This window comes from Streptomyces sp. NPDC053367, assembly GCF_044545925.1.
Taxonomy (GTDB): domain Bacteria; phylum Actinomycetota; class Actinomycetes; order Streptomycetales; family Streptomycetaceae; genus Streptomyces.
Genome location: NZ_JBITYN010000002.1, coordinates 409,649 through 427,238, shown reverse-complemented (window position 1 = coordinate 427,238; position 17,590 = coordinate 409,649). Strand labels below are relative to the sequence as shown.

Annotated in this window: 16 protein-coding genes; 13 read left to right on the top strand and 3 right to left on the bottom strand. The window is 72.4% G+C overall.

The genetic code is table 11. The annotated features are described in order from the left end of the window. Positions 1-252: 252 nt before the first annotated feature. The 5 genes from ACIGXJ_RS08415 to ACIGXJ_RS08395 all read left to right on the top strand — a co-directional run bounded on the left by ACIGXJ_RS08415 (position 253) and on the right by ACIGXJ_RS08395 (position 7,025). The gene (locus ACIGXJ_RS08415) at positions 253-1,722 is read left to right on the top strand and encodes a hypothetical protein (RefSeq protein WP_399642555.1); all 1,470 of its coding nucleotides are present in this window, start codon (positions 253-255) and stop codon (positions 1,720-1,722) included. Further along, a complete protein-coding gene (locus ACIGXJ_RS08410; RefSeq protein WP_399642554.1) occupies positions 1,719-3,308 on the top strand; it encodes a hypothetical protein in 1,590 nt (529 codons plus the stop codon). The genes ACIGXJ_RS08415 and ACIGXJ_RS08410 overlap by 4 nt, the downstream gene beginning before the upstream one ends. After that, complete coding sequence (locus ACIGXJ_RS08405) at positions 3,305-4,843, top strand: oligosaccharide flippase family protein (protein WP_399642553.1); 1,539 nt, start codon at positions 3,305-3,307, stop codon at positions 4,841-4,843. The genes ACIGXJ_RS08410 and ACIGXJ_RS08405 overlap by 4 nt, the downstream gene beginning before the upstream one ends. An 86-nt stretch (positions 4,844-4,929) precedes the next feature. Further along, positions 4,930-6,480, top strand: a complete 1,551-nt coding sequence (locus ACIGXJ_RS08400; protein WP_399642552.1) for a fibronectin type III domain-containing protein — start codon at positions 4,930-4,932, stop codon at positions 6,478-6,480. Beyond that, positions 6,471-7,025, top strand: coding sequence for an adenylyltransferase/cytidyltransferase family protein (locus tag ACIGXJ_RS08395; protein ID WP_399642551.1), 555 nt, complete (start codon positions 6,471-6,473; stop codon positions 7,023-7,025). Before ACIGXJ_RS08400 ends, ACIGXJ_RS08395 begins: the two co-directional genes overlap by 10 nt. On the opposite strand, the gene ACIGXJ_RS08390 is transcribed toward ACIGXJ_RS08395, so the two are convergent. After that, positions 6,915-7,646, bottom strand: coding sequence for a CDP-alcohol phosphatidyltransferase family protein (locus ACIGXJ_RS08390; RefSeq protein WP_399642550.1), 732 nt, complete (start codon positions 7,644-7,646; stop codon positions 6,915-6,917). The genes ACIGXJ_RS08395 and ACIGXJ_RS08390 overlap by 111 nt on opposite strands. A gap of 108 nt (positions 7,647-7,754) precedes the next feature. On the opposite strand from ACIGXJ_RS08390, the gene ACIGXJ_RS08385 reads away from it, so the two are divergent. The 8 genes from ACIGXJ_RS08385 (at position 7,755) to ACIGXJ_RS08350 (ending at position 15,710) form a co-directional block, all read left to right on the top strand. After that, positions 7,755-9,098 (top strand): glycosyl hydrolase family 28-related protein, encoded by a 1,344-nt coding sequence (locus ACIGXJ_RS08385; protein ID WP_399642549.1) that lies wholly within the window; start codon positions 7,755-7,757, stop codon positions 9,096-9,098. A 403-nt stretch (positions 9,099-9,501) separates the two neighbouring features. Further along, positions 9,502-10,578 (top strand): PQQ-dependent sugar dehydrogenase, encoded by a 1,077-nt coding sequence (locus ACIGXJ_RS08380; protein WP_399642799.1) that lies wholly within the window; start codon positions 9,502-9,504, stop codon positions 10,576-10,578. A gap of 56 nt (positions 10,579-10,634) precedes the next feature. Beyond that, complete coding sequence (pqqA, locus tag ACIGXJ_RS08375; protein WP_399642548.1) at positions 10,635-10,775, top strand: pyrroloquinoline quinone precursor peptide PqqA; 141 nt, start codon at positions 10,635-10,637, stop codon at positions 10,773-10,775. An 8-nt stretch (positions 10,776-10,783) separates the two neighbouring features. Beyond that, the gene (gene pqqB / locus ACIGXJ_RS08370; RefSeq protein ID WP_399642547.1) at positions 10,784-11,698 is read left to right on the top strand and encodes a pyrroloquinoline quinone biosynthesis protein PqqB; all 915 of its coding nucleotides are present in this window, start codon (positions 10,784-10,786) and stop codon (positions 11,696-11,698) included. Continuing rightward, entirely contained in the window at positions 11,695-12,465 is a 771-nt protein-coding gene (pqqC, locus tag ACIGXJ_RS08365) for a pyrroloquinoline-quinone synthase PqqC (RefSeq protein ID WP_399642546.1), read from the top strand. Before pqqB ends, pqqC begins: the two co-directional genes overlap by 4 nt. 47 nt (positions 12,466-12,512) lie before the next feature. Next, positions 12,513-12,734, top strand: coding sequence for a pyrroloquinoline quinone biosynthesis peptide chaperone PqqD (gene pqqD / locus ACIGXJ_RS08360; RefSeq protein ID WP_399642798.1), 222 nt, complete (start codon positions 12,513-12,515; stop codon positions 12,732-12,734). Then, a complete protein-coding gene (gene pqqE, locus ACIGXJ_RS08355) occupies positions 12,731-13,903 on the top strand; it encodes a pyrroloquinoline quinone biosynthesis protein PqqE (RefSeq protein ID WP_399642545.1) in 1,173 nt (390 codons plus the stop codon). The genes pqqD and pqqE overlap by 4 nt, the downstream gene beginning before the upstream one ends. 274 nt (positions 13,904-14,177) lie before the next feature. Next, positions 14,178-15,710: an alpha/beta hydrolase domain-containing protein gene (locus ACIGXJ_RS08350; protein WP_399642544.1), complete on the top strand. Its 1,533-nt coding sequence runs from the start codon at positions 14,178-14,180 to the stop codon at positions 15,708-15,710. A gap of 510 nt (positions 15,711-16,220) precedes the next feature. On the opposite strand, the gene ACIGXJ_RS08345 is transcribed toward ACIGXJ_RS08350, so the two are convergent. Both ACIGXJ_RS08345 and ACIGXJ_RS08340 read right to left on the bottom strand, forming a co-directional pair. Beyond that, the gene (locus ACIGXJ_RS08345) at positions 16,221-17,054 is read right to left on the bottom strand and encodes a PIG-L family deacetylase (protein WP_399642543.1); all 834 of its coding nucleotides are present in this window, start codon (positions 17,052-17,054) and stop codon (positions 16,221-16,223) included. 313 nt (positions 17,055-17,367) lie between these two features. After that, on the bottom strand, positions 17,368-17,541 hold the full coding sequence (locus tag ACIGXJ_RS08340; protein ID WP_399642805.1) for a hypothetical protein: 174 nt from the start codon (positions 17,539-17,541) through the stop codon (positions 17,368-17,370). Positions 17,542-17,590 lie beyond the last annotated feature (49 nt).

Below are 17,590 nucleotides of genomic sequence, written 5' to 3'. Positions count from 1 at the left end.
TGTCCGAAGATCGGATGGTCTGATGCGATCAAGGAATGCACATATGTCCTGTTTGTCGGTAAATGGCACGCCGACCGGTCTCCCCGTGTCACCCGATGACGGCGTCGCGCGGACCGCCGCCTGGCGCCCTCCGGATTACCGCGCGCCTGTACGGATTGTCGTGACACAGGCGCTATAACCCTGTTGATGAACTTTCAGGCGAAACACCCGACTGGCGAAGACCTTGGGCGGGAAGAGGTCCCCGTTCGCAGTGTGGCCGCGGTCTCCCTGTGGGCCCTGGTCCTCCTGGTCCTGCTGCCGGGGCTGATCCTCCAGTCGGGTGGCGCGCGCCTGTCGGTCGCACTCGCCGTGCAGGGCGTGGTCGTGGCGCACACCGGTGTGGCCCTCGTCCGCGTGCTCACCGCGACGACGGTGCGGCTCGTCGCCCTCGGTTTCTGGCTCTTCGCCTACATCTGGCTCGGCCTCGCGCCGCTGGCGCAGCTCGCCGCCGACGCCTACCCGTGGACCTACTGGACCGGCGAGGGGACCGCCCTGACGGCCGTGGCCGTCGTCGAACTGGGGCTTCTGGCGCACAGTGCGGGCACCGCCGTCGCCGCCCGCCGCGAGGGCACCCGCGCGGCCGGGTCCGCCGCCCGCCCGCCGGGGCCGGTGGAGCGGCTGTTGTCCCGCCGCCTCGCGCCCTGGCGCCTGCTGTCGCTGTGCGGGCTCGCCCTCGTCCTGGCGGTCCTGCTCGTCCCGGGCCAACCGGGCGGCCTGTCTGCGTACTTCACGAGCCGTCAGGCGCTGCGGGAGGCGGGCGCCGACGACGGCTCGGGCGACGCCTTCCTGTCGGCCCTGCGCAGCTGGTGCCTGTCGGTGCCCGCGTTCTGGGCTCTGCTGGCCCTGCTGCACGTGCCGCGCGCGCCCGGCGGCGACCGTCTGCTGCGCGTCGCCCGCCGACTGCTGCTGCCGCTGCTCCTCGTCCTGAACGCCGTCGTCAACAACCCCGTCAGCAAACCTCGGTTCTGGGTCGGCACCGTCGTACTGACCCTCCTGTTCGCCATGCCCCGGCTGTGCCGGCCCCGCGCTTTCCGCGTCATCGCGGCCACACTCATGACGACCGTGCTGCTGGCCTTCCCGTACAGCGACTACTTCCGCTACAGCGACCGGGAGCAGTTCTCCGTGGTCTCCCTGTCCGAGCAGTTCACCACCAACGGCGACTACGACGCCTTCCAGCAGGTGCAGACCGGGATCGACCTGGCCCGCGACCAGGGGTTCTCACCGCTGGACGTGCTGGGGCCCGTGCTGTTCGCGGTCCCGCGTTCGCTGTGGCCGGACAAGCCCGGGGACACCGGAATCGCCCTCGCGCAGTACGCCGGCTACGACTTCGTCAACCTCTCCGCCCCGCTGTGGATCGAGAGTTACCTGTGGGCCGGCCCACCCGCCGTGGCCCTCGTGTTCTTCCTGCTCGGCGCGGTCGGACGGCGTATGGACGATGTGCACCACCGGCTCCGCGACCGGGCGGGCACCCTCGCGGCGCTGCTGGTCCCGGCCCTGGCCTTCTACCAGATGATCTTCCTGCGGGGCAGTCTGCTCGGGATCGTGGGCCCGCTGGCGCTGCTGGTGACCGTTCCCCTGCTCATCACCACCCCCACCGCCCGCGCACCCCGGCTCGTCCCGTCGGCGCGGCCGACCGCACCCACCCGACCCGCACAGCTCCCCGCGACAGGAGGGCCCTCGTGACCGCCCCCATCCACTCCTTCGACCGGTACGACGAGCCGGACCAGCTGCGCGACCAGCTGCGCCGGCTCCTGCGCCACCGCGCCGTCATCGCCCTGGGCATCGTCCTGGGGCTGCTCGGCGGCGCCGTGCTGGCCCTGTCCGGCGCGAACACCTACACCTCGACGAGCGAAGTCCTCGTACGCTCCACCGCCGACCCCTACGGCACGGTCAGCGTGTCCGCCGACAACCAGGTCAGCATGGGCACCGAGCGACAGATCGCCGCCAGCGCCGCGGTCGCCGTGCGCGCGGCACGAGTCCTGGGCCAGGCCGAGGGCACCGCGGCCGCGCTCGAGGAGGACGTGCGGATCACCAACCAGGCCAAGTCCCAGGTACTGCGCTTCGAGTTCACCGCCGACACCCCGCGGCGCGCGGCGCGCGGCGCCAACGCCTTCGCCGAGGCGTATCTCGCCGACCGCAAGGCCCGTAACGAAGCCGCCGCGCAGCGGGCCACCCGCACCGTGGAGCAGCAGATCAAGACGGTGGAGGCGGCCAAGAAGCAGAACAAGGAGGACGAGGTCACCAAGGCGGTGCAGAGCCAGCTGGAGACGCTGCAGGAGCGCATCGTCGAGATCAACTCCCGGGACACCGACGGAGGCGACATCGTCCGCCGCGGCGAGGCGCCCGGCAGTCCCTCGTCGCCCGGCTGGCCGATGCTGCTCACGCTGGGGCTGGCGGCCGGACTGGCGCTCGGCATCCTGCTGGCCTGGCTGTGCTCCGCCCTCGACTCACGGGTCAGGTCGGCGGCGGACGCCCGGGCCGCGCTGGACGGCCCCGTGCTCGGTCTGCTGCCCCGCCGGCGCGACAGGGACGAGGACGAGGACCTGCTGACGGTCGGCCGCCGGGGCGGTGACCGGGCCGAGACCCTGCGCGCCCTGGCCTACCGCCTGCGCCGCTCCGGCCCGCCCGCCGGCACCGGCCGGATCCTCGTCGTCGCCCCCCGCCGCGACGCCGCCGCCGAGGAGGTCGCCGTGAACCTGGCCGCGGCACTCGCGGAGTGCGGCGAGGAGGTGCTGCTGGTGGACGCCGACCCCGACACGGCCGCGCTCACCGCCCGGCTGCCGCTGCTCCCGGACGACGCGCGCACCCTCGAGGAGGGTGCTCTGCCCGACGGGAGCCTGCTCGTCGACGCCGGTACCGCCGGGCGGTTCGCCTGCTGGTCCACCGGTGGCAGCGGTTCGGCCGCCCAGGCCGGCATGTCCGCCACCGTCGACCGGCTGGTGACCGGGACCGGCTCCCGCAGCGCGGTCGTCGTCACCCGGCCGCTCCTGGAGCACGCCGACGCCCTGGCCGTCGCCCAGCGTGTCGACGGCATCCTGCTGGTCGCCACCCTCGACACCACCCGGCGGGACGACCTCAAGCGGGTGCGTGAGCTGATCGAGTGCTCCGGCGGAACCCTCCTCGGCGCGGTCCTGGACGCCGGCCACCGGCGCGGACGTCTGCGTGCCGTCCTGCGGCGCCGTCCGGGGAACCCCGCGGAGGCCGAGCCCGGCACGCCGGTCGTGGAGCTTCCCGCGCAGGACGACACGCTCTCGGCCACTCGCGGGTGACCGCCCCGGAAGCGACCGCCCCCGCCCCCGGCTCCGGCACACCGAACAGCGTGGCCGCGGCCGCGCGGGGCGGGTGGTGGGGGGTGGCGGGTTCGGCGACCAACGCCGTCTTCGCCTTCGTCTTCGTCGGCCTGATCACCCGTGCGCTCGGGGCGCAGGGGGCTGGAGCGGTCTTCACGGGCGTGGCGCTGTTCACGATCCTCAGCAACACCTGCAAGCTCGGCTCCGACACCGGGCTCGTGCGTTTCGTCTCGCGCGACATCGCGGTGGGCGGCGGGCGGTCGGTGGGCGGTCTGCTGCGCGCGGCCCTCGTGCCCGCGGTCATCACCAGCACGGCGGCCGCCCTGCCCCTGCTGCTGTGCCCCGCGGTGGCCACCACGCTGCTGCCGCACCTGCGACCGGCCGACGCGATCACCCTGGTACGGCTGTTCGGGCTGTTCCTGCCCGTCGCCACCGTGGGGCTGGTCCTGCTGGGCGCCAATCAGGGCCACGGCACCGTGGTGCCGTTCGTCGGCGTGGAGCAGATCGGCAAACCCGTGCTGCGGCTGCTGATCGCCGTCCCGGTGGCCGTGTGGGCGCCGGGCATGGTTCCCCTGGCCGCGGCCTGGCTGCTGCCCGCCCTGGCCGGCACCGTGGCCGCGTGGCTGGCCCTGCGCCACTGCCGCGCCGCCCGGGGCACCACGCATCGGGCCGTGCGCGGAGCCGTTCCCTGGCGTGCGTTCTGGAGCTTCGCCGCACCCAGGGCGATTTCGTCCGTGTTCGACTTCAGCGCGGTGTGGGTCGGCGTCATCCTGCTGTCCGCGCTGGCCACCAGCGCCGAGGCGGGCGTCTACACCGCCATCGGCCGCGTCGTCACGGCCGGCACCCTGCTGCAACTGGCCATCCGGCTGGCCGTGGCGCCGCAGATCAGCCGGCTGCTCGCGGTCGACCAGATCGCCGAGGCGCGCCAGCTGCACCGGGTGTCCACCTGCTGGGTCGTGCTCTTCTCCTGGCCGCTGTTCGCCGTCGTCGCCGGCTTCCCCGGGACCGTGCTGTCGGTGTTCGGGCCGGAGTTCGTCCAGGGCGCGCCCGCCCTCGTCGTGCTGTGCGCCGCCTCGATGGTCAACGTGGCGGTCGGCAACGCCCAGACCGTGATGCTGATGTCCGGCAAGAGTTCCTGGCATCTGGCCGTCACGGGCGCGGCGTTCACGGTGCAGCTGACGGTGGGACTGCTCACCGTGCCGAGGTGGGGGGTGCTGGGTGCCGCCCTGTCCTGGGGCGCGGCCATCGTCGTGGAGAACCTCTCGGCCGCGCTCCTCATCCGGTTCCGCCTCGGCTTCACGACCGTGGACCGCAGCTACACCACCGCTCTCGGTGCGGGACTCGCCGTCTCGGTGGCGCTGGGGGCCGTGCGCGCACTGACCGGTGACACCACGTCAGGACTCGCCGCCGGAATGACCTTGGGATTGTGTGTATTTGCTACTAGTTTGTGGTGGTATCGCAGGCCGCTGGGAGTGAGTGAGCTGGTCGGAGTTCTGCGCCGTCGCGCTGCGTGAGCCCGGGCGGGGTCGTACGGCCCGGGCTCGGCAGGCGCGTGTCATTCCCCGCGTGTCGCCCACATCACTGCCATCCGGGGTGTCCATTGCGCCTGAGAAAGCTCCCGCCGAGGGCGGCCACGAGTGCGGTCGCCACCGCTCTTCTGTGTTCCGCCGCCCTGCTCCATTCCCCTCCCGCCTCGGCCGCCGACGAGGCCGGACCGGCGTTCACCGCCGATCCGCTGGCCACGTGGCAGACGAACGGCATCGTCTGGTCGCTGGCCGCCGCGCACGGTGTCGTCTATGTCGGCGGAACCTTCGACTCCGTGCGGCCGCCAGGTGCGGAACCCGGCACCCAGGAGGTCCCGCGCCGCAACTTCGCCGCGTTCGACGCGACGACCGGAGCCCTGCTGCCGTGCGCGCCGTCGTTCACCGGAGGAACGGGAACCGTCCGCGCCCTCGAAACCTCCCCGGACGGCAAGGTGCTGTACGTGGGCGGCTCCTTCAGCCGGGTGGGACCCACCGGCGTGGCGAGCGCCGTCGCCCTCGACACGGCCGACTGTTCCCTGCGCAAGGACTTCCGGCCCGCGGTGTCGGCGACCGTCCGGGCGATCGACGCCACGGACCGCACGGTCTACCTCGGCGGTGACTTCCGCCGGGTCGACGGCCAGACCAGGCAGCGCGTCGCCGCCTTCACCCCCCAGGGCGCCCTGCAGGCGTTCCGGGCAGACGTCGACGCCCCGGTGCGCGCACTGTCGGTGGCGCCCTCGCGGGGAAAGCTCTACGTCGGCGGGGACTTCGAGCGGGTCAACGGCCGCGAGTCCCGCTCGCTGGCCGCCCTGAACCCCACCAGCGGCGCCCTCGTGCGCACCTACCCGGGCTGGCTGCCTCCCGGGTCGGTGGTGAAGACGATCGCCCAGGACGGCACCCGCTTCTACGTCGGTGCCGAAGGCCGCGGTATCGGCATCTTCGACGGCCGTATCGCGGGCCGCCTGGACGACGACCGGATGGTGTGGCGCGACACCTGCCTCGGCGCCACACAGGCCGTCCTGCCCTACCGCGGTGTCCTCTACAGCGCCTCGCACGCGCACGACTGCACCAACACACCCGGCGGGTTCCCCGACCTGAGGGAACGCCAGCACCTGCTGGCCCAGTCACCCCAGGACCGCAGGATCCTGCACTGGTTCCCCGACACCAACGAGGGGATCGGGGAACAGGTCGGACCCCGCGCGCTGACGGTCTCCCGTGGAGTGCTCTGGGTGGGCGGGGAGTTCACCCGGGTCAACGGCGCACCCCAGCAGGGCCTCACCCGTCTCGGCGCCGGCCCCGACACCGGGGCGCCCGCGGTTCCCGTCCTCACGCTCGCCGCGCAGCAGTCCGGTCGGGTCACCGTGCGCTGGAAGGCGTCGTGGGACCGGGACGACGCCTCGCTCACCTACCGGCTCTACCGGGACGGCCGGCTGGTCTCCACGCAGCAGCGGTCGTCCACCTACTGGGACCGCCCGTTGATGAGCTTCACCGAATCCGTGGCCGCCGGCCCCCCTCGCCAGTACCGGATCGAGGTGACGGACGGGACCAACACCTCGGTGAAGTCCCCGCCGTTGCGGGTGACCGTGCCCACGAGGGCGGCGGCCGTTGCGGGTGACCCATGGACGTGACCCGCATCGGATTCGCGCCCGGCGTCTACGACCTGTTCCACGTCGGCCACCTCAACATCCTGCGCCAGGCGCGCCGGCACTGTGACCGCCTCGTAGCCGGAGTCACCACGGACGACCTGGTACAGCGGCTCAAGGGCCGGCCGCCGGTCGTGCCGTTCGCCGAGCGCCTGGAGATCGTCGGCAATCTGCGCTGCGTCGACGTGGCCGTCCCCGAGTCGGAAGAGGACAAGCTGGAGACGTGGAAGCGGATCGGTTTCCACGTCATCTTCAAGGGCGACGACTGGCGCGGGACGCCCAAGTGGGTCGATCTGGAACGGCGTTTCGCCCAGGTCGGTGTGGAGGTCGTCTACTTCCCCTACACCATGCACACCTCCAGCACGCTGCTCCGCGACTCCCTGGAGCTGCTCGCCCGGCACCAGCGGACGGACTTCCCCTCAGCGCAGCTCGCGGAACCACTTGACCAGGAAGGCCGCCATGAACAGGAGGTGGGCCAGCAGCAGGGCGCAGTACACGGAAAGGAAGACGTGCTGGCTGCCAAGGAATAGGAAGCCGACGCAGGTCACGCCGTAGTCGACCGGCAGCAGCAGCACGGACCGCAGCGCCGGGGCGGGCTCGGCCGGCATCGGCGCCGCCGACGTCGGTGCCGCGGGCGACGGGGCGGCCGTCCGCCGCTTGAGCTGCTCCGTGAGGATCCCGGCGAAGAAGATCACCACGGCCGCCAGCTCGAACAGCATCGGAGCGAGCAGGAAGGCCGGATCGGGCAGGGAGAAGAAGCGGTAGAACGACACGAGCACGACCATGTGCACGATGACCAGTTTGGCGCAGTCGAGCACATGGTCCAGCCACTCGCCCGACGGACTTCCCGAGCGCTGCATGCGGGCGAGCTGTCCGTCCGCCGCGTCGAGGGCGAACCCCACGGCCAGGGCGGCGCAGACACACACCGACAGCCCCGTGCCGGGCCGTACCAGGGCCACGGCGGCCAGGGCGGGAAAGGTGAACAGAGCGCCGAGCAGCGTCAGTTGATTGGGCGTCGCACCGACGCGGTAGGCCAGCGCGGCCAGGACCCGGCCGGCTGGACGGTTGACGAACAGGGTGTAGACCGACACCCCTTTCGCCGGTTTCTGTGCGGCCGACATATGCCGGAGCACCTCAACGAACCCGGTCATGTCCCTCCTTGACGAAGTAGGCGCTGATAAGCGCACAAAAGTGCTAGTGGGCTTGGAAGGGATGAAACAGGTGGAAAGAAGGAGATTATGACAGAGTGGGATGCTTCGATGTCCCGTGTCACCCGTCGGCATCTTCTGCGTGGCGGGGTCTCGCTGCTGGCCGCGACGTCCCTGTCCACCCGCAGTGCGTCCGCCGTCCCGCGCTCCTCGGCCAAGCCGGACACCGTGATCAACGTGGCCGATCTGGGCGCGGTGGGCGACGGGCGGACCGACGACACCGCGGCCTTCGAGATCGCCTACTCGTTCGCCGCCGCCCGGGTCTCCGGGGGTGTCGGCCGTGTGGTGATCGAGATCCCCGCCGGCGAGTTCCTCATCACCCGCCCCCATGCCCTGCTGAACGGTGCCGCCGCGTCACAGCCCGCGAGCGGCCTGCGCTTCTGCGGCGCGGGCCGCCGTATGACCAGTCTCGTCTTCAAGCCCAAGACCGGCCCCGGCTCCTATCTCTGCCGCAACGAGGACGTCTGGTCGAACATCTCCTTCGAGCGCATGCAGTTCCAGTCGGCCAGACCGGGCGCCTCCTTCTTCAGCTCGTACTCGACCGGACAGGCGCAGGACTACCGGTTCTCCGAGTGCGAGTGGATGGGGGAATGGGAGTACGGGCTCGCCCTGAGCGGCACCGACACCAACTCGGAGATGCGCTGGGAGGCGTGCCGGGTCGGCGGCCGCTATCGCCGCGCGTTCCTGTACTCCGGGCTGACACGGGACGGACAGAAGGAACCGAACGACCAGGACCAGTTCCTCAATTACTGGTTCACCGACATGAAGGTCGAGTACGAGTGGGGCAATTTCCTGGAGTTCCCCTACGGGGGTTCCATCACCTGCCGGGGCGGCTCGTACATCATCACGGACAGACGCCCGCAGAGCACTCCGGAGTACGGCACCACCAGCACGTTCTTCCGCTTCCCCGTCGCCGAGCACCACGACTCGGTGCAACGGTTCCACGCCCAGGACATCCGTTTCGAGGTGCGCAACCCGGACGTGGCCGTCATCGACTGCAAGTGGAACGGCGGCATCGTCCACTTCAGCGACTGCGACGACACCGGGCTCGCCTACCAGGACTTCTCCACCGATGTCCGCTCGCACCGCTACGCCGTGGGTCCGCGCGGCCCGCTCATCCGCTACGACGCCTGCCAGTTGGTGGGCCGGCACGAATACCGGCTGGCCTCCGGGACGAACCCGCCCCCGGTGCTCGCCCGCTACGACATGTGCCGGCTCCGCAGCCACGCGGCAGGTGACTTCGCGGTCGACGACGCCACGGGCCGGGTGCCCTTCGTCCAGTTCGTCGACTGCATCGACGCCGCCGTCATGGACGGCTCGCCCGCGCCGGCGACCCCCTCCTCCCCGCCCGCGACCTCCCCCTCCCCGCCGCCGAGCCCGAGCCCCACGCCGTGACGCGGATGCCTCCCTGACCGGCGTACTGCGTGCGCGGCCACCCGCGCGGCGGCGGTCACTCGTGGGAGGGACCCTTCGGCGCCGGTGGACCGACGGCTGACGAGCCGTCGCGCAAGCTCACTGACATCCGCGGTCCCGCCGCCGGAACGGCCCGTCAGCAGGATGGACCGGTCCCGGTGGCCGTTGCTTCAGGGGGCGCCCGATACTCCAGACAAGAGGCATTGCCACGCTCCGGACCACGCCCTTCTCACCCGGCTCACCACGGTGCGGCGCAGCGATGAGCACCTCCTCGTACCGCATTCGGCCGCGCCGATTCCCCGGAATCAGTCGGCCGCGCCCCCACACGAAAGGCATCAGGATGTCACGCTTGGCGCACTCGGCGCTGCCTCGGATCCGACCGGGCATCGCCGCGCTCTCCGCCGTCGCCGCCGTCATGACCCTCGGCCTGACCGGGCCGCACGCGACGGCCACGGAGCCGCCCTCCGTCCCCGGCGCGCAGAGCGCACCGACGGGGATCAGCACGCTCGCGGACGGTCTGACGACTCCCTGGGGGATCTCGTTCCTCCGGGGCCACAAGGCGGCGCTGGTGACGGAACGGGACACCGCCGTCGTCTGGCGGGTCGCCCTGAACGGCGCCAAGACGAAGGTCGGCACGGTGCCCAACGCCGTGTGGAGCGAGGAGACGCAGGACAAGGGCGGCCTGCTGGGTGTCGCGGTGTCACCGACCTGGAACGGCACGACCGACCAGGACGTGTTCTTCATGGAGACCACGCGTGAGGACAACCGCGTGGTCAGGATGAAGTTCGACGGCACCCGGCTGAGTGACTACACCTCGATCCTGACCGGAATCACCCGGGACAGCCAGCACAACGGCGGAAAGATCGCGTTCGGGCCCGACGGCTATCTGTACGTCACCACCGGCGACGCCTCGAAGAGGAAGCTGGCGCAGGACAAGACGTCGCTCAACGGGAAGATCCTGAGGATCACCAAGGACGGTGCCGCGGCTCCCGGCAACCCGTTCGGGACCCGCGTCTACAGCTACGGTCACCGCAACCCCCAGGGGCTGGCCTGGGACAGCGCCGGGCAGCTGTGGTCGACCGAGATCGGCGCGGAGACCTGGGACGAACTCAACCTCGTGCGGCCGGGCCGGAACTACGGCTGGCCGACCTGTGAGGGTTCTTGTTCCGTCGCGGGTATGACCGACCCGAAGATGGTCTGGGACCCCGACGAGGGAGGCGTGCCCGCGCAGATCGCGGTCGTCGACGACGTGGTCTACGCCTCCACGCTGAGCGGCCGCCGGCTGTGGCGGATCCCGATCGACTCCACCGGCGAGGACGTCGGGCCGGCGACGTCCCACTACAACGGCGTCTACGGCCGGCTGCGGGCCATCGCCAAGGTTCCCGGTGCCGACCAGCTGTGGCTGGGCACGAGCGACCGCGGCGACGAGGACGACGTCCTGCTCAAGGTGACCGTCGACTGAAGGCTCCTCCCGCACCCGGGAGGCGAACACCCCACGCAGAAAGGAAGGTACGCATCATGACCGAAGCAGTCGAGCAGGCCGAGCAGGCCGGCCGGGCCACCTCCGAGGAGACCGACCGGACCACCTGGCAGACCCCGGGGTACGCGGTGGTCGACACCGCGCTCGAAGTCACCGCCTACTCCCTCAGCGTCCGCTAGCCGCCGTCATGCTGCTGCAGGTGCTCGGTACCGCGGCCGGCGGCGGCATCCCCCAGTGGAACTGCGCGTGCCCCGGGTGCTCCGGGGCACGCGCCCACCCCGGGCGACGCCGCCGACACGCCTCGCTGGCCGTCCGGGCCGGCGAGGGCCGCTGGTACCTCGTCAACGCCACCCCCGACATCGGCGACCAGATCGAGGCCCACCCCGACCTCCACCCCGGACCCGGGCCCCGGCAGACACCGATCGCCGGAGTCGTGCTCACCGACGCCGAACTCGACCACACGCTCGGGATCGGGCGGCTGCGCGAGGCGGACGGCCTCGAACTCCTCGCCACCCCGCCGGTCCGCGAGGCGGTCGACACCCGCCTCGGCCTCGGCGCGGTCCTCGCCCCGTACACCACCCTGACCTGGCGGGAGCTGCGGTCCCGGGGGACACAGCCCCTGCACGCCGACGCGGACGGCCCCGCCGGATCCGGTGTGCGGATCAGCGCCGTACCCGTCTCAGGCAAGCGCCCGCGCTACGCCGCCGACGCCCCCGAGGACGACGCCTGGGTCGTCGCGCTGCGCCTGTACGACCCGGCCACCGGCCGCACCGCTCTGTACGCCCCGGCCGTGGCCACCTGGTCCGACGCGCTGCACCAGGCCGCCACCGAGGCCGACTGCGTCATCGTCGACGGCACCTTCTGGGACGAGGAGGAGCCCCGCCGCACCGGCATCTCCTCCCGCACCGCCACCGGCATGGGGCATCTGCCCATCGACGGGCCGGACGGCACCGCAGCCGTCCTCGCCTCACTGTCCGCCCGCTGCCTCTACACCCACCTCAACAACACCAACCCCCTCGTCGACCCCGCCGCGCCGCAGCACAAGCGGCTCGCCCGGCTGGGCCTCGAGGTGGCCGACGACGGAATGGTGATCGAGCTGTGACCACGACACTCGCCCCGCCGGTGAAGCCCTGGAGCCGCGCGGAGTTCGAGGACCGCCTGCGCGAGGTGGGCCAGGACCGGTACCACGACCGCCATCCCTTCAACGTCCGTATGCACCGGGGCGACCTCAGCCCGGACGAGGTACGCCGCTGGATCGCCAACCGCTTCCACTACCAGCGCCACATCCCGGTCAAGGACGCGCTGATCCTCGCGAAGCTGGACTCCTCGCGGCTGCGCCGCATGTGGCTGCGGCGCATCGAGGACCACGACGGACGGGCCGACGGCGAGGGCGGCATCGAGCGCTGGCTGCGGCTCGGCGAGGCGGCCGGCCTGGACCGCGAGATCCTGCTGTCGGGCGAGACCGTACTGCCGGGCGTCCGGCTGGCCGTGGAGGGCTACGTCAACTTCTGCCGCCTGCGCTCCCCGCTGGAGGCCGTCGCCGCCTCACTCACCGAGCTGACCGCTCCCGGTCTCATGCGGCTGCGCATCGAGGCGTTCGAGCGGCACTACCCCTGGATCGCGCCGGACGGGCTCGCCTACTTCCGCACCCGCGTCGACCAGGGCCGGCGCGACAGTGCCGAGGCACTGGACCTCGTACTGGAGTGGTCCCGGACCCGGGAGGACCAGGAACGGGCCGTGGCCGCGCTCTCCTTCAAGTGCGACGTGCTGTGGTCCCTGCTGGACGCCGTGGAGCACGAGAGAGGGTCCGGGCACACCGGGCCGGACGAGCGAACGCACGGTCAGGGCGGCGCAGGGGGGCACGGGTGAGCCCGCAGAGCACGGAGCCCTGGCGTCCGGCGCTCGCCCCCGCGCTGATGCTGCGGCACGACGCCGTGCGCGGCACGGACCTGCTGGTCCTGCCGGAGCGCGTGGTCGTCCTGCAAGGGCATGGCGGCACGGTCGTCGGCCTGTGCGACGGCACCCGCACGGTGGCCGGGATCGTCGGCGAGCTCACCGGGCGCTTCCCCGGCGCGCCGGTGGCCGAGACCGTCCCCGCCTTCCTGGACAGCCTGCGGCAGGAGGGCTGGCTGACGTGACCATCCCCGCGCACCCCGGGCCCGCCGTCCGGCCCGCGCCCCCTTGGGCTCTGCTCGCCGAACTCACCCACGCCTGCCCGCTGCACTGCCCGTACTGCTCGAACCCGCTGGAACTGGCCCGTCGCTCCACCGAGCTGAGCACCGACGAGTGGACCGGCGTACTGCGCCAGGCCAGCGAGCTGGGCGTCGTACACACCCATCTCTCCGGTGGGGAGCCGCTGCTGCGCCCGGATCTGGAGCGGATCGTCGCCGCCGCCGAGGCCGCCGGGATCTACACGCAGCTGGTCACGAGCGGTACGGGCCTGGACGAGTCCCGGCTCGCCGCCCTCACCGCGGCCGGGCTGCGCAGTGTCCAGTTGTCCGTCCAGCACGCCGACCCGGGGGCCAACGACCGCATCGCCGGACGTCCCTCGTCCTTCGCCGCGAAGGAACGGGCCGCCGCGCTGGTCCGCCGGGCCGGGCTCCCGCTCGGCCTGAACGTCGTGCTGCACCGCGACAACCTCGGCTCCGTCGACGCGGTCATCGAGCTGGGCCTGGCCTGGGGTGCGGACCGCATCGAGCTGGCCAACACGCAGTTCTACGGCTGGGGCCTGCTCAACCGGGCCGCGCTGCTGCCCGGTCGCGAGCAGCTGGCACGCGCCCGGGAGACCGTGGAGCGTCGCCGGGAGGAGCTCGCCGGGCGGATCGAGCTGGTGTGGGTCGTCCCCGACTACTTCGACGGGGTGGCCAAGCCCTGCATGGGCGGCTGGGGGGCGGTCTCGCTCACCGTCGCGCCGGACGGGACGGTGCTGCCCTGCCCGGCGGCCGCCTCCCTGACGGACCTTCACCCGCCCAACGTCCGCGACCACCGGCTCGCCTGGATCTGGGAACGGTCCCCGGCCTTCAACCGCTTCCGCGGCACCGACTGGATGACGGGCCCCTGCCGGGGCTGTCCCCGCCAGGAGGAGGACTTCGGGGGCTGCCGCTGCCAGGCCTTCGCCCTCACCGGTGACGCCGCACGTACCGACCCGGCGTGCGCGCTCTCCCCCGACCACCACCTCGTCCGCGACCCGGCCGAGGGCGGTCGGACGGAGACGCCGCCGTACGTCTACCGTCGGCCCGGGGGCGTACCGGCGCCGGCGCCTGTTCCCGGCGGCATCACCGTGGACGGCGTGGACCGAGGCAACTGACCGTCGGGGCCGGGCCGCGTCGGGGACCTGTGGGCTCCAGGGCGGAGCACTTCGTCCTCGCGGGTCGCGTCGTTCGTGCGCGACCCGCCGCGGCACGGCACCGCGCTGCCGCGACGGTCACCCGGTCCGTCCGTGCGGTGTGCCCCCAGCAAGTGCCGCGATCAGTCGCCGCTCCCGGGCACCGGTGGATTCGCCGGTGGCAGTCCACCGCGGTCCGCAGAGACTGCCGTCTCAGCCCATTGCCCATGGGGCCACGCATCTACGGAGGCAACCCGTGCGCCTGCTTGCCCGGTTATCCCGGCGGTCCGTCACCGCCGCCGCAGTGGGGGCGCTGCTCTGCGGCGCCCTCCTCGACACCCCGCTGACCGCCCCGGCCGCGGCCGCCCCCGCCACGGCCGCGGGCCCCACGGTCACCCTCCCGCCCGCCGGCGGTCACGGCTTCCCGTTCCTCGCCGCGGCGGAGGACCTCGGCTCGTTCGGCTACACCGAGAGCGAGTACTTCATCTCCGGCACCGCCACGTCGTACGCCAAGTCGGGCCTGTGGACCTCGGACGGCCGGTGGAACGTCCGCGCCTCCGGCACCGCCGCGTACAAGAGCCGCCTGCTGGTGCGCCGGCCCACCGACCCGGCGCAGTTCAACGGCACGGTGGTCGTCGAGTGGCTCAACGTCAGCGGCCAGCTGGAGATCTCCCCGGACTACTGGTTCCAGCGCGACGAACTGCTGCGCCGCGGCTACGCCTGGGTCGGCGTCTCGGCGCAGGCCGTCGGGGTCAACGGCGGGCTGGGCGAGATCAAGGGCCTGCGGGGCTGGGACCCGGCCCGGTACGGCAGCCTGGTCCACCCCGGCGACGCCTTCGCCTACGACATCTTCTCCCAGGCGGGCCGGGCGCTGCGCACCCCGAACGGGCCCGACCCGCTCGGCGGCCTCCCGGTGCGCACGCTGCTCGCCGACGGCGAGTCGCAGTCGGCGGGCTTCATGACCACGTACGTCAACGCCGTCCAGCCGGTCGCCGGGGTCTACGACGGCTTCATGGTGCACAGCAACAGCGCCGTCGCCGCCCCGATCAGCGGCGTACTCGCCGACACCCTGCTGATGCCGAACCCCTCCCGGATCAGAACCGACCTCGGGGTGCCGACGTTCGTCGTGCTCACCGAGACGGACGTGCCCGGCGCCGCGGCGGCCCGGCAGCCGGACACGGACAGCGTCGTGCACTGGGAGCTGGCCGGCACCGCCCACGGCGACCAGTGGGTCTTCGACCTCGGCGGCCCCACCGTGCGGAAGTCGGCGGGCCCGGCCGCGCCTTCGCCCGACTGCGCGGCCGGTTCGGCGCCCTTCAACGACGGGCCCGGCCACTGGGCGATGAACGCGGCACTGCGGACCTTGGCGGGCTGGGCGCGGGGCGGTCCGCGGCCGCCGAGCGGCCGGCCGCTGAGCACCGTGCTGCGTGACCCGGCCACCGGCCTCGCCACCGGCGGCATCCGCCTGCCGGACGTCACCGTGCCCACCCGTACCCTCAGCGGCAGCCGGGACACCACCGGCAGCGGCGTCTTCTGCGGCCTGTACGGCGCCCGCGACCCGTGGAACGACGACGGCGACGCCTGGGACCGGCACGACGACGGCGACCCCTCCGACCCGTCCTTCCCCGCCACCGCGGAACCGGTGCTCAGCCGGCTCTACCCGACCCACGCCGACTATGTGGACAAGGTGCGCGCGGCCGCGCGGACGTCCGTCGACGCCGGCTATCTGCTGCCGGAGGACGCGACGGCGATCGTCGCCGCCGCGCAGGATTCGGCCATCGGCGGCTGACCCGCCCGCTCCGGCCGGCCCTCCGCTGCCCCGCGCCCCGGTCCGCTCGCGGCGCGCGGCGGCGGTGCGGCGTCCACGGACCCACCCTCGCCAGGGACCCCAAGTGGTGCGGTAGAACGCGTGATGCGATGGCCGGATGGTGGCAGACCGCGCATTCCTGGGACCGTTGGAAGTGAGCAGCGGGCATCGGAGGGTGGGGGACGCCTTCCTGGACCACACCCGTTCCGGGTCGCCGAGGAGATGCGGCCTTCCGTCGTCGACGAGCTGCCGCAGGCCGGGCGGTGACGTACCTGGCCGGCGGGAACAACCGCTGGATCACCTGCCGTGCGCTGCGACGGGTGGTGGCACGGGCAGTGGCAGCGGCCGGCCCGGGCAGTCCCTGAGGGGCGCCCTTGACGGGAGGCCCTCAGGGGAGCGTTGAGGGGCCGCCGTCGCCACCGGCGCGCCGGGGCAGGCGGCAACGCCTGGCTGAGGGAACCTGGCCGCTCTGCCCCGGCGGGCGGGCGTGGGTCAGCGCAGTCCGGCGAAGAGGTCGTTCTCGGGCACGGCCGCGCCGGTGGTGTCCTGGACGCGCAGGAACGTCTCCACGCCCATCAGTTCGGTGAACCTCTCCCGGCCCATCTGCAGGAAGAAGATGTTCTCGCCCTGGCTGGCGTGCGCGGCCAGCGCGTCGAACTTCTGGCCGCCGAAGGCGCTCGTGTCGACCCAGGTGGTGATCTGCTCGTCGGGCAGCCCGATCTCGGCCATCGCGGCGGCCTCGGCGGGGTCCGGCTCCGGGAAGTCCGCGCCGAACTCGCGCATGACCTCCCCGAATTTCTGCATCATCGAGCGGGGCGCCGTCGTCCAGTACACCTTCGGCGTCAACTCGGTCATCGCCAGTGCCGCCATCGTGATGCGGTTGGCCTGGATGTGGTCGGGGTGACCGTAGAAGCCGTTCTCGTCGTACGTGACGACGACGTCGGGCCGGTAGCGGCGCAGGAGTTCCGCGAGCCGGGCGGCGCCCTCCTCCACGGGTGTGCGCCAGAACGAGCCGGGGGCGTCATTGGCCGGCCATCCCATCATCCCGGAGTCGGCGTACCCCAGCATCTCCAGGTGAGCGACCTTCAGGATCTCGCAACTCGCCTCGAGTTCCCGGCGCCGCATCCGGGCGACGGCCGCCGGGTCGTGCCCGGCATCGCCCGGCTTGACGCCCCCCGGTCCGTCACCGCATCCGCCGTCGGTACACGTCACGAGAACCGTACGCACGCCGTCCGCGGCATACCGCGCGAGAACGCCCCCCGTTCCCGTGGCCTCGTCGTCGGGATGCGCGTGCACTGCCATCAGGGTCAACGGTCGGTCGTTCATCAGACACTCCTCTGCACAAAAAAGAAATCGGTCCGGGTCCGCGGCGGGCGCGCGGACCTTCCACCCCCCACTATCGGCCACCGGGCGCCTGATGAGCGGTGACACGGACGAGAAGGGAGAGGGTCGAGGGGCCGGTGTGAACAGTTCCGGTTCTGCCGGGCCGGTGATCCGGTACCTCACGACCGGCGTGGCGGCTTGTACGAGGGCTTCGAGTGGCACAACGCCCGTGTTCGGGACCCCAGTTGGCGGTCACCGACCGGTGGTGCGGCGTGCCGGGTGCCCCGGCTCCTCCCCCGTTGAGCCTCTTCGGGTGTCAGTCGATCAGGATGCCCGGGTTGAGGATGCGGTAGGGGTCCAGGGCGTCCTCGGCGGCGCGCAGGGCGAGGGCGACGGCGGCCGAAGCCTTGTGACGGGGGCGTTCCGGCAGGCGCATCCACGCCTCGGTGATGACGCCGAGCGTGCCCTCGGACGGTCGGCGTGCGAGCAAGCGGGCGGCACGGCGGCGCACTGGTGATTTCGCTGATGGCCGCCGGGTG

What these genes read in the sequence shown, in the direction of transcription:
- ACIGXJ_RS08395 (WP_399642551.1), top strand. Translation starts at nt 6,471, where the DNA reads ATGGACGTGACCCGCATCGGATTCGCGCCCGGCGTCTACGACCTGTTC.
- ACIGXJ_RS08390 (WP_399642550.1), bottom strand. Translation starts at nt 7,646, where the DNA reads ATGACCGGGTTCGTTGAGGTGCTCCGGCATATGTCGGCCGCACAGAAA.
- ACIGXJ_RS08385 (WP_399642549.1), top strand. Translation starts at nt 7,755, where the DNA reads ATGTCCCGTGTCACCCGTCGGCATCTTCTGCGTGGCGGGGTCTCGCTG.
- pqqA (WP_399642548.1), top strand. Translation starts at nt 10,635, where the DNA reads ATGACCGAAGCAGTCGAGCAGGCCGAGCAGGCCGGCCGGGCCACCTCC.
- pqqB (WP_399642547.1), top strand. Translation starts at nt 10,784, where the DNA reads ATGCTGCTGCAGGTGCTCGGTACCGCGGCCGGCGGCGGCATCCCCCAG.
- pqqD (WP_399642798.1), top strand. Translation starts at nt 12,513, where the DNA reads ATGCTGCGGCACGACGCCGTGCGCGGCACGGACCTGCTGGTCCTGCCG.
- ACIGXJ_RS08345 (WP_399642543.1), bottom strand. Translation starts at nt 17,054, where the DNA reads ATGAACGACCGACCGTTGACCCTGATGGCAGTGCACGCGCATCCCGAC.